General features: G+C 43.4%; 8 protein-coding genes. All 8 read right to left on the minus strand.

Features of this window, described 5'->3' with window-relative positions:
* Positions 1–25 precede the first annotated feature (25 nt).
* Complete coding sequence (ftsZ, locus tag EGV92_RS03400) at positions 26–1,228, minus strand: cell division protein FtsZ (protein WP_131667787.1); 1,203 nt, start codon at positions 1,226–1,228, stop codon at positions 26–28.
* Between the two features lie 616 nt (positions 1,229–1,844).
* Positions 1,845–3,125 carry a cell division protein FtsA gene (gene ftsA, locus EGV92_RS03405; RefSeq protein WP_131667788.1) on the minus strand — a complete coding sequence of 427 codons (1,281 nt, stop codon included), beginning with the start codon at positions 3,123–3,125 and terminating at the stop codon, positions 1,845–1,847.
* Between the two features lie 491 nt (positions 3,126–3,616).
* On the minus strand, positions 3,617–4,474 hold the full coding sequence (locus tag EGV92_RS03410; RefSeq protein WP_131667789.1) for a cell division protein FtsQ/DivIB: 858 nt from the start codon (positions 4,472–4,474) through the stop codon (positions 3,617–3,619).
* Between the two features lie 759 nt (positions 4,475–5,233).
* Positions 5,234–6,262, minus strand: coding sequence for a D-alanine--D-alanine ligase (locus EGV92_RS03415; protein ID WP_131667790.1), 1,029 nt, complete (start codon positions 6,260–6,262; stop codon positions 5,234–5,236).
* A gap of 66 nt (positions 6,263–6,328) precedes the next feature.
* On the minus strand, positions 6,329–7,834 hold the full coding sequence (gene murC / locus EGV92_RS03420; protein ID WP_131667791.1) for a UDP-N-acetylmuramate--L-alanine ligase: 1,506 nt from the start codon (positions 7,832–7,834) through the stop codon (positions 6,329–6,331).
* Positions 7,835–7,943: 109 nt separating this feature from the next.
* Positions 7,944–9,047 (minus strand): undecaprenyldiphospho-muramoylpentapeptide beta-N-acetylglucosaminyltransferase, encoded by a 1,104-nt coding sequence (gene murG, locus EGV92_RS03425; protein WP_423227889.1) that lies wholly within the window; start codon positions 9,045–9,047, stop codon positions 7,944–7,946.
* 1,190 nt (positions 9,048–10,237) lie between these two features.
* Entirely contained in the window at positions 10,238–11,224 is a 987-nt protein-coding gene (gshB, locus tag EGV92_RS03430) for a glutathione synthase (RefSeq protein ID WP_131667792.1), read from the minus strand.
* 99 nt (positions 11,225–11,323) lie between these two features.
* Positions 11,324–11,998 (minus strand): orotate phosphoribosyltransferase, encoded by a 675-nt coding sequence (gene pyrE / locus EGV92_RS03435; RefSeq protein ID WP_131667793.1) that lies wholly within the window; start codon positions 11,996–11,998, stop codon positions 11,324–11,326.
* Between the last annotated feature and the right edge of the window lie 71 nt (positions 11,999–12,069).

Below are 12,069 nucleotides of genomic sequence, written 5' to 3' on the forward strand. Positions count from 1 at the left end.
TCTAAACAGAATCTAAGTGTATCAGTTACTTATTTTGTTGACGCTTTAGATAGTCCTGAATACTATTGGTCTTGGTCGGCGGTGTCTGTGGAGAGTGAGTCGACGCTCCCCCTTGAGTTACTGAGCCAGTAATGCTGTCCTGAAACATTTGCGTTTGCGATTTCTTTTGATTGTTCAAAGCACTAGTGTGTAAGCTTGGGTCAACAGATTTGGTGCTGTTCACAGAAGGAATCGGTGTCACATCTTTTTGATCATCAAGAGTCAGACCTGTAGCGATAACGGTGACATGCAAATCATCGCCCATCTCTTCATCTACCACAGAGCCATAGAAGATATTGGCATCGTCGGTATCCGTAATACCTTCAACAATCTCACTAATTTTGCTAAATTCATCTAGTGATAACGTCTCAGAAGAGACAACGTTTACCAGTAGACCTTTGGCATTTTCTAAGCGTAAATCATCAAGTAGTGGTGATTTAATCGCTTTTTCTGTTGCCTGACGAGCGCGGTCATCACCACTGGCACGGCCAATACCCATCATGGCATGACCTTTAGCGGTCATCGCCGTGCGAATATCGTTAAAGTCAATATTGACCAACCCTGAGCGCGCGATGGTCTCAGCAATACCTTGGACCGCGTGCAGTAAGACGTCATCGGCTTTTTTGAACGCGTCTTTCATAGAAATATTACCATAGACACTCATTAGCTTATCATTAGGGATAGTAATGATAGAGTCTACGAAGTTGGTCAGCTGCTCGATACCAGCTTTGGCTGCCTTAATACGCTTACCACCTTCAAACTTAAATGGCGTGGTGACTACGGCAACCGTCAATACTTCCATCTCCTTGGCAATTCTAGCCACTACAGGCGCGGCGCCTGTACCTGTACCGCCGCCCATACCTGCGGTGATAAATACCATGTCAGAGTTTTCTAATAATTGACGGATTGCCTCTTCTTCACTTTCAGCGGCCTCACGACCTACTTCAGGATTAGCTCCGGCACCCAGTCCACGGTTGGTCTTCGCCCCAAGCTGCAACTTATTGGGTGCGGTCAATCGGTCGAGTGCTTGTCTATCGGTATTGGCACAGACGAATGTCACGCCTTTGATGCCTTGTTGCACCATGTGCTCGACAGCATTACCGCCGCCGCCGCCGACCCCGAATACAGTAAAACGAGCTTGGCCGTTATGATGAGGTTGATTGTCATCTGACATGGTGTACTTTGACATAAGTTTCATTCTCCAGTTGGTGATGGTCATTACAGCTTAAGTCATTCCCGACTTGTTTCACTGAATTATTGCACCATCAACATTCAATTTGATCGATAAGGATAATATAAGGGTTTGATCATTCGTCATTTCGAAGATCATCAAGATTAGCTAAGCTGTCGGCAGCTGCTCATAATAAAGCAAGGCTACTACGATCAACTGTACTACTTAAATAATACGAACTCTCGAATAACATTTAAATTGGCGGCTACTAGGACAAACTGCTGATCCATTTTATCGTTCAGCCCAATGCCACTTAAGTGACCATATCATCTACTATGTAGCGCTATAGCGACTAATAATATTTAACATTAAGCAGTCACTAACTTATTTAAGTTCGTTGATACTCAATTCTAAATCTGTTGGTACTCAATAGCTAGACAATGCCAAATTGCAATATAGCTGCACTATAGGATGAGTACATAAACTCGCCACAAGTCTATAAATGCTAATAGCATAATAAAATAGTGCGTATCATACAATACTAAAGCGCGGCGCTTAAGCTCATCAGTAATGATTAATAGCCTGCCATAAGAATTATTAGCATCCTACCGTTGAATCAGTGCCAGCACAATGGCTACAGCAGACGCTTTAAGACTTGGTTTAAGCGCTGCATAAGCCCTGTTACTTTATTCTGTGCCAACGCATCAGGTGAGCTTTTTTCACTATAACGGAATTGCTCACTTTGACTATATAACAGTGCTCCAAACGCAGTCTGGAATACCCGCGCGTTCACCTGACTACTCAAACGCTTAAAAGCCTCATCATCTTCACCGTGATGATAAGCAGTAATGGCAGTATGCGGATTGGTCAAAAATACTGGCATATTTAGCAGTTTTTTTGCAAAAGGAATAATACCTTTAATAGTACTGCCGCCGCCACTTAGCACCACACCCCGATCTAGATAATCAAATAGACCAGCGTCAACGACTTGACCGAATACCGCTTTAAATATCTCAATATAACGCGCCGCAATAATCTCAGCTAGGTTATGCATATTAACCGTAATCTCATCCGTACTGCCCTGCGGCTTCACTAGGACGAACTGGCTAGGATCAATGCTATTGACATCGACAGTACCGTGGCGTTTTTTGAGCTTCTCTGCCTCAATCATCGAGATATTCATATCTGCTGAGATGTCCATAGTAACCATCAAGCTGCCTTGCGGCACGCAGCCCGTAAAGATCAGCTTGTTTTCTTTATAGACACAGACACTAGTAGTACTAGCGCCAATATCGATAAGGCAAACGCCTTGCTCACGCTCTTCTCTCATCAAGCTATACTCAGCACTGGAGACGGCATCAAAGAGCATATGATCGATACTGACATCACACTCTTGGAGGAGCTTTTGAATATTTTGTCGACTGGCTACTGGCATCATCATTAGATGATACATAACCGATATATTGTTGGCATACATACCTATAACATCGTCAACCATGTTCTCTTGGTCATCGACATAGATACCTTGCTGGCAATGATGCATAAGGTAGTAATTATTGGGCATGTCTTTAGACTTAGCCAAGCTCAGAGCGCGGACGATGTCTTTAGTTTGCACTCGCTCTTCTTCTATCACCACATTCCCAGCACTGTTTTTACTCACAAGCTCAGGGGTGGATAAGGTTAACCAAACACTATGCACTCGGCAATTAGCCATATCTTCAGCATCTTGAATGGCTTGTCGAATGGCGCTTTTTAAGCGCTCCCAATGCTTTATTTGCCCTTGAAAGAAGTCATTATTTGCTATCTGACCCACACCCATGATTCGAATGTCTGATGCAGACACAACTTGACCTATCACTGCATAGACAGCAGAGGCACTTAAGTGAATGACGACCAGATTTTCAGTTTTTTTCATGTTGGCAAGCAAACTATTACAATTAGAGGAAGCAAAAGACGTTTTTAATATTCAAAAACAACTTTAAGACATTAGAACTAAACACTGCACTACCCTAGCACCTGAGATAATAAGAACATAATCGTTATCGCGCACTCACTACAAATGTACGGCTAGAGAATCACGAATCCTTATCTTTTCTTTTTTACTGCTGTGCTTAAAGCATGGCTTTTTCAATAAAACTTTAGTATCTCGCATTTAGCCTTTGATATTTAGCATCTAGGCGTAAAAACGCTCATCGGATGCCAATCTAAAAACCATCACGCCAGTCTAAACACTTAAATCTAAAGGTTACTACTACAAGATTACTGTAGCTAGTAGCGGTACTAAAATGCAAATTTACACTGCTACTTATACTTAATTTAAACCGCCTAAGCCGAAACCACTAGAGCCGATATCACTACAGCTTATACCATTTGAAGCTGACACAGGCAGGGACGATTAAGCGCTTTTTAATCGTATTGTACGTCAGAATCTTGAGCTAGATCCTCAGTCACCACAGGCTTTGGTGCTGATTTTAAAAGTCCATTGTCAGATTTCCAAGTAATGGCAAAACCATTTTTATAGCGTAGATCAACGGCTTGAATATCAGATCGACGACTTTTTAGCTGATTGCCTAATAACTGGCTAAGGTTTAATAACTTTTGCGCGGTATTTTCGTTATCAACAATTACGCGAAACCCATCATCAAAGCGCACAATCCAAGTCATTCTCGGGGTTAGGATAATGTCGACTACTTTAATACCAAGGGGGTCGTACCAATCATTAATTTGCTGCATTTGCTGCATAATGACAGGCGCTTGATTTTTGCTACCCTGCAGGGTGACCAATTGCTCTGAACTTATCTTTGTCGCTGCCGCATCTGCTGGGACAAATACTTGACCTTTTGCATCGACCAAGCGCTCAGTACCGAACTTTGCGACGGCCTGCTTTGGTAGAGCAGTCACCACAATACCGCGCTGCCAGTCTCTGACTACGCTGACCTCATCTACCCAAGACAATCCTAATGCAATATTGCGCATAGACTGTAAGTCTGCACTAAAGTAGCTACCTGCAGCCTGCTCGCCCATTGTCGCTTTTAAGGTGTGGTATTGTGCGGACGATAAGCCGGTAGGACTAATGTATATAGCCGCTGGTGGCGCATCTTGGTAACTACGAATCGCAAAAGAGACGACAGCAGCAATGATAATAGCCAATAGAATATAGACTAAATATCGAGACCACTTAGGCATAGCAAAAGAGGCTCGGGAAGCATGATCTTCTGAGCTGGACTCATTAGCGTCTGATTGTAATGTCGAGCCATCTAACATTGAATGTTATTACACCAAGTATTTTTACAGTTAATTATGTGGTAATTATGCTTTTGCTCTAAAGCGGTTCAAACTAGAAATTAAAGCCAGATATTAACCCTATCAACTAGTGGACTAGTGTTAATAAGTATAATGCCAGACTTGGTATCTACAAGAGACCAGTAATCCAATCTATCTGTTCGGCTGACTCTATAACCAACCTTTAAGCCATCTATAACAACGAAGCAGTTACACTTCGTTTTTTATCCAAGCGATTTGTTAACTTATAGGAGAATACAAAATAATCAAACAAGGCACGCACCAAAATAATAGACTTAGGTTTGGTAAAACTATGCTCTATAGTCAAGCTTGATTTAGAGTTCAAGGGCGATAATCTTTAGATGCTACCATTTTATGAACCACTAATTAGAAACCAGCCAAAGCTTGCGACCCTCATTTAGTTACTAAGCTTCTGCTTCGCACGTCAGATAATTAAATTGTTTTAAGATAAAATTCAACCTATTTTAAAAAGCAGAAGCTTACCTAAATAGTACTATAGTAACGCATTATTAAGTCAAACAATAGTCAAATCCTTTGCTAATCTCTAGCTTTTACACAAGATAACTTGTTAATTTACGATTGTGTAAGCTATTAACAATAGCGGTTATAGTGTGGTATTGATTAACTATTACCACCCTAACTATGGCGTTAACTTATAGTCAAGCAACTTTAGTAGCCATAAAAGCTTCAACGCCCTAATTACCACGGCGCATTAAGGGACTATAAAGTCTGGGCTAGAATGTGCCAACATAAGGATTCAAAATCCAAGCCCTTAGCCTTAGCCGCCATCGGAACCAAGCTATGATCCGTCATTCCAGGTACTGTATTAATCTCTAGTAGCCAGAAGTTACCCGCCTCATCCTGCATGGCATCGATACGCCCCCAACCTTTTGCATCTACAGCGCGGAAGGCAGCCAGACTTAAGGATTGTAGGTATTTTTCATCGTCTGCCGACAGCCCACAAGGAATGAAATATGACGTATCATTACGATTGTATTTTGCTTCATAATCGTAGAAATTGGTAATATCAGCAGGCTCTAGACGAATGACAGGATACGCTTCATCATCGATAATCACAATGGTAAACTCGCGGCCAGTAATCCACTTCTCAGCCATGACTACATCACCACATTCGACGGCTCGCTTAAAAGCATCGGGTAGCTCATCTAATTGATTGACTTTACTCATACCGATACTAGAGCCTTCATGAACCGGCTTAATAATCAGCGGCAATCCTAAAGTATTTACAATTTGCTGCCAATCCGTCTGCTCGGTCAATATGGCAAAAGGTGCGGTAGCAATACCACAGCCCTGCCAAAGCTGCTTGGTTCGCACTTTATCCATACCTAGCGCCGATGCTAAGATGCCAGAACCTGTTTGCGGAATCTGTAGCCACTCCAGTAGACCTTGCAATTGACCATCTTCGCCGCCGCGACCATGCAATACATTAAACACGCGATCGTATTGTCTAAGCTCAGTAATATCTTGATGCTTCGGATCAAATTGCTCCGCATCCACACCTTGCGCCTGCAGTGCTGTCAAGACGGCCATACCACTATTTAATGAGACTTCGCGCTCATTGCTATGTCCCCCGCAGACTACCGCAACCTTACCGAAGACACTTGGGTCAGCATCATTGTGACTTTTGCTGATTACAGATGGGCTTTGAGATGCAGTAGTGGCATTAACATTGTTAACTTGGGCTTGATCAGGCACATTATTCGTAGGGTTAGAGTTGACAGCAACCATAATAATTTTCTCGAGAAATACAGTTAATTTTAAGCTATTTTGATAATTTTAATAGAGAATAATGCTCTACTTATCAGCCGTTAGATACAGGTCATTGGCGGCAAGATCAAGAGCAATCTGACCCACATTACCCGCGCCTTGGGTGATCAATAAATCCCCAGCTTTGAGTAAACGCTGCATCACCGGCGCCAGATTGTCTTTATCGACCAAGTTTGGTTCTACCTCACCACGTAACCGGATACTACGCGCCAATGACTTGGTATCAGCGCCAGTGATAGGTGCTTCTCCTGCTGAATAGACATCTAACATCAATAGCTCATCCACACTCGATAGCACCTCTACGAAATCATCGTAGCAGTCACGGGTCCGGCTATAGCGATGCGGCTGAAACAGCATGACTAAACGGCGATCAGGATAGCTCTGGCGCGCGGCTTTGATAGTGGCTTCAACTTCTTTTGGATGGTGACCATAGTCATCGACTAATAGTATATCGCCTTCTGAGCTGCCATCATCGTTGGTTACAGCAACGCAAGCTTGCTGCTCGAATCGACGACCTACGCCCGCAAATTTCTGCAGGGCACGCTTGATGGCCTCATCGTCAACACCTTCATCTGTCGCCATGGTGATAGCGGCCAAGGCGTTATAAACATTATGCTCGCCTGGGATGTTTAGGGTCAGTGCTAAAGGCTCTCGATCCTTTCGCAATACCGTAAAATGTGTCCTCGTACCCTCACTTTTGACATCTACTGCCTGAACATCATTGTGTGGCTCAAGGCCAAAAGTCAATACCGGACGACCAATATCATCAATCATGGCATACAATTCGCTGTCATCACCGCAAACAGCAGCTAGACCATAGAAAGGCATGTTTTGTAAAAACTGAACATAAGCCGCTTTGAGCTTATCAAAGCTATTCTCATACGTCTCCATATGATCTTGATCGATATTGGTGACAATTGCCGCCATAGGATGCAAAGATAAAAATGAGGCATCTGACTCATCCGCTTCGGCGACTAGGTAGCGACTGCCACCGAGCGCTGCATTCTTACCCGAAGCATTTAATTTACCACCTATGACATAAGTAGGATCTAGCCCTGCTTCATCAAGCATAGTGGTCAGCAGGCTTGTCGTCGTGGTCTTGCCATGAGCGCCTGCCACAGCGATGCTATGACGATAGCGCATAAGCTCGCCTAGCATATCAGCACGGCGTACTACAGGTAGACGAGCTTTTAAGGCGGCTTGAATCTCAGGGTTGTTACGATCAATGGCGGTAGACACTACCAGCACATCAGTATTAGCGATATTTTTGGAGTCATGGCCGATATAGACTTCAATTCCTGCGTCACGCAGACGCTCAGTAACAGGACTGTCCTTAATATCCGAGCCGCTTACCCCATAGCCTTGGTTATGCATTACTTCTGCAATACCACACATACCAGAACCGCCAATGCCCACAAAGTGGATATGTTGGATTCGGCGCATTTCAGGGATTTCTATCAGGCGTTTTGGTAAAGCTTTCGGTGTGGTTGGTACTGATTTAGTACCCGTATCGCTACCAGTTTCTAGGAGCATAATGGACTCTCAAAGTTAATCAATATAAATATAATCGTGAAAAGCGTTGGGCGTAGTCGCGATATAAAGTACCTTAAGACAGACTAAAACCAGCTCACTGTCAGAAGTGCTACGCTGTGGCTAGCATCTGCAAAACAATATCAGCAACACGTTGACTAGCGCCGCGCTGTGCCTGAGCATAACCTCGCTCTGCCATCGCCAGACATTGGCTACGATCAAGAGATGATAATAGCTCTGCGAGCCTTGGCGCTGTCAACTCCCTTTGCGGCAGTAGTATGGCAGCATCAATATCTGTCAGAGTTTTCGCATTGGCTGTCTGATGGTCATCTACCGCATGCGGCAAAGGCACAAATATCGCGGCGATACCGACGTTCTGAATTTCTGTCACTGTCAAAGCCCCAGCGCGGCATACGATAATGTCTGCCCAGTTGTATGCAGCCGCCATGTCTTCTATAAAAGGACTCACCTCTACCTGATGACGACTGGTATCTACGCTCGCGTATGCAGTCTGAGTCGCTGCTTCATTATTGCGCCCACACTGATGGCGGACTTGTAGCGGCTGTTGCATCAATGCTAGGGTCTGAGGCACGGTCTCATTTAGGACCTGCGCGCCAAGTGATCCACCAACGATCAGTAGCTTTAATGGCTGCTGACTGGTCAAGTCATAACGTTGATTAGGTACTGCGACCCCTGAGATGGCGTTACGAATTGGGTTACCTACTGTCTCAAGCTTGGCCGACTTGCTACTGTCACTAAAGGTATGCTCAAAAGCTTGAAGTACTTTACTGGCCATCTTCGCTAAATAACGATTACTCATACCCGCTATCGCATTTTGCTCATGAATCACCAGTGGCGTTCCTGTCATGCGAGCTGCTAAGCCGCCTGGCGCCGTCACATAACCACCAAAGCCAATCACCAAGTCAATCTGATTACTACGGATAATCTTTACCGCAGCTAGGGTCGCAGACAACAAGGTGCCAGGTAGTTTTAATAGCCTTCCAATACCTTTACCACGAAGCCCCTGCATATGAATGGCATGCATAGGATAGCCGGATGGCTTTACCAAGTCATTTTCCATACCACTTGGCGTACCCAGCCAATGGATAACAGCGCCGTGATTGACCAACTCCTCAGCAACGGCCAATGCAGGAAAGACGTGACCACCAGTACCTGCTGCCATAACGAGAATTCGCGGTGCATTTACTTGCTGCACGCGGTTATGATTTTGGCTGGTGGTTGAGGAAGCTGGCAAAGGAATATCTCCTAGATTTAACGCAATAACAGAGGGGTTTAACTTCGCAAAATCATAGCATAATTCAAGTGGATAGGCGACGCTAGATAGTATGTTTAGCGTCAATAAAGCGATAAAAGAGACTGGTCGAAAAGACAAAATAATTAACAGAGTAACAGTATGATTAGTCTATACACACTGACATTAATACTAAAAATCAAGTAACAGTTAAAATTAACCCACGTCTACAGTCAATCCGTTTTAGGTTTGATATAGAGTCGCTAGGATAAATTTACGCCTGCCTTAGCCATCTCATAACTTCTAGCCAATAAATCTATACCAGCTACTTTTTTACCTTCCAATTTTAAATCGGATTGACTATATAAACTATAGTTAGTTCAAAATAAAATAATATAAATTAGCTTTAGCGCAAGTAAGTAAATTTTAAACAGTGGTTTTTTATTAAGGAAGCTACTCATTAAAGAGGAAGCCATATGATTCCATAACCAGTTAAACCCACTAAAAAACACTAACAATATCTAAGCAATTATAAATAAGTAAAAACCAAGCCGTAATATTACGACTTGGTTTTTTATTTATCTTAATAAATAACTAAACCACAATATCCATTATTAAAACTCAATAGCTAAATAGATTGAAGAACATAGTACCACCAATCTAGAAACAATAAACTAATACTCTGATAGCCGCGTAACTTCAAGGTATTGCCAGTTAACATAGCTTTACCAGAGAAGATAGTGCCCGTTTAGGTGCAATGCCGCTACCGCCATTATTGGGACTGTTAGGATTTACCTTTAAACCTCAAAGAACAGTAGCACCTGTCAGCGGCTTATTATGGTATTTGTCCTATTTAAGTTAATTACTTATAAAATAGCTAACAGATAATCTATAACTAGCACGGTCCGAGGTTATTAACCCTTAGTCAAACTTAATAGTACCTTGTAAATTAAAATTGGCTTAGTTATAGAGTCAATCCGCTTTAGATTTAATATAGAATCGCTAGAACAAATTTACGCCCGCCTGAGTCATCTCATGACTTCTAGCCAGTAAATTTATTCTAGCGACTCTTTTGTGTATCAGTTGTAGATAGGGTTAACTATAGCTACTTTCAGGCTATTAGTGGCTGGAATTATGAATTAACACTATTCCAATTAACAGCTTAATTTACTTTCTATCGCTATGATTAGATCTGTTGCGATACTAGTACCACACTGATCATCTATTTCACGCACACAAGTGGGACTTGTAACATTAATCTCAGTAATGCGCGCGCCTATAAGATCCAGCCCGACGAATAGCAGCCCTTTTTCCTTAACGATTGGCGCTACTTTGCGCGCTACTTCACGCTCTGCCTCAGTCAGTGGCATAGCAACTCCGCGGCCACCAGCTGCTAAGTTACCTCGAGTCTCACCTTTGCTTGGAATGCGCGCTAAAGCGTACTCGACCACCTCACCGTCTACAATAAGCACGCGCTTGTCGCCTTCACTAATCTCAGGCAAATAACGCTGCGCCATAATTGGCAAGCTCTCAAGCTCGGTGAGCATCTCAAGCGTCGCACCAATATTAGGGCTATCAGCCGTTAGTCTAAAAATCCCAGTACCGCCCATACCATCTAGTGGCTTGACGATGACATCTTGCTGCTCAGCAATAAACTGGCGAATATGTGCCTGCTTACTGGTGACAATAGTGGGACTCATATACTCGCTGAACCAAGTGGCAAATAGCTTTTCGTTACAATCGCGAATACTCTGTGGGTCATTGACGACCAATACACCAGCTGCTTTGGCATGGTCAAGCATATAGGTGGCATAGATAAAGCGCATATTAAATGGTGGGTCTTTACGCATCAAGATGACATCATAGTCCGTGATGGGCTGGGTAAGCTTATCTGCTAAAGTGTAAAAGTCATTAGGATCACGACGTACCGTTACTGCTTGAGCATCTACCTTAAGCTGACCTTGATCCAACCATAAGTCATGAGCCTGACAGTAGCCAAGCGCATGCCCTCGATCTGCCGCTGCCCACATCATCGCCAGCGTGGTATCTTTTTTGTAGTTTACCGTCTCGATAGGGTCCATAATGACTAAGATATTCAAGGATTTCTTAGTAGAAGACGGTGAATTTTGCTCTAAGCTCATGAGGTGACCTTTCAATCAAAAAAATTATTATGACCAACAAGTAATAATGTTCGGCAAGAGGACAAACGCTGACGGTTTATTTTTAACTAGGCTCTAGCGTTATACCCCGTATTGCTCGCGGTAGTGGCGCATCTTAGCCAGCTGGGTCGCTTCACCGCAGCGCTCAATATAGCCAATAATATCATCAATATCGACCAAGGCTTTAACAGGGACTTGTAGTTGTTCTGCTAATTCTTGAATAGCTGATAGCTCTTTTAGACCTTTTTCTTTGCGATCTAAAGCTACGATAATCCCAGCAACAGTCGCGCCAGCTGCCGTTAATAACTCTACGACTTCACGCATGGCTGTACCTGCTGTGATCACATCATCCAAAACCCAAACGGCTTTGCCACTCACATCAGCGCCTACCAGATGACCACCCTCACCATGGTCTTTGACTTCCTTACGGTTATAGCCCCATTTGGCATTAATACCATGGTTAAGCCACAATGCCTGTGCAGTAGCTGCGACAAATGGAATGCCCTTATATGCCGCACCGAAAATGAACAATTCTGGCGCTTCATCACCATTAGCCGTTGATTGAACTTGCTTAGCCAAAAGCTCAGCATAGCCACTGGCCAATACGGAAAGCATCTCTCCAGTAGCTAGTAAACCGGCATTAAAAAAGTATGGGCTAATGCGCCCAGACTTAAGAACAAACTCACCGAATTTTAAGACTTGGTTATCGAGTGCAAGGTTAATAAAGGTATGCGATGAAAATGACGCCGATTGCATGGAGTATCCTATAATTAATGGGAAATGAGCGATATTATTTGAGCGATATTGTACGCAACTTTATGGATATT

Origin of the sequence: Psychrobacter pygoscelis, assembly GCF_004335015.1 — a bacterium.
Taxonomy (GTDB): Bacteria; Pseudomonadota; Gammaproteobacteria; order Pseudomonadales; family Moraxellaceae; genus Psychrobacter; species Psychrobacter pygoscelis.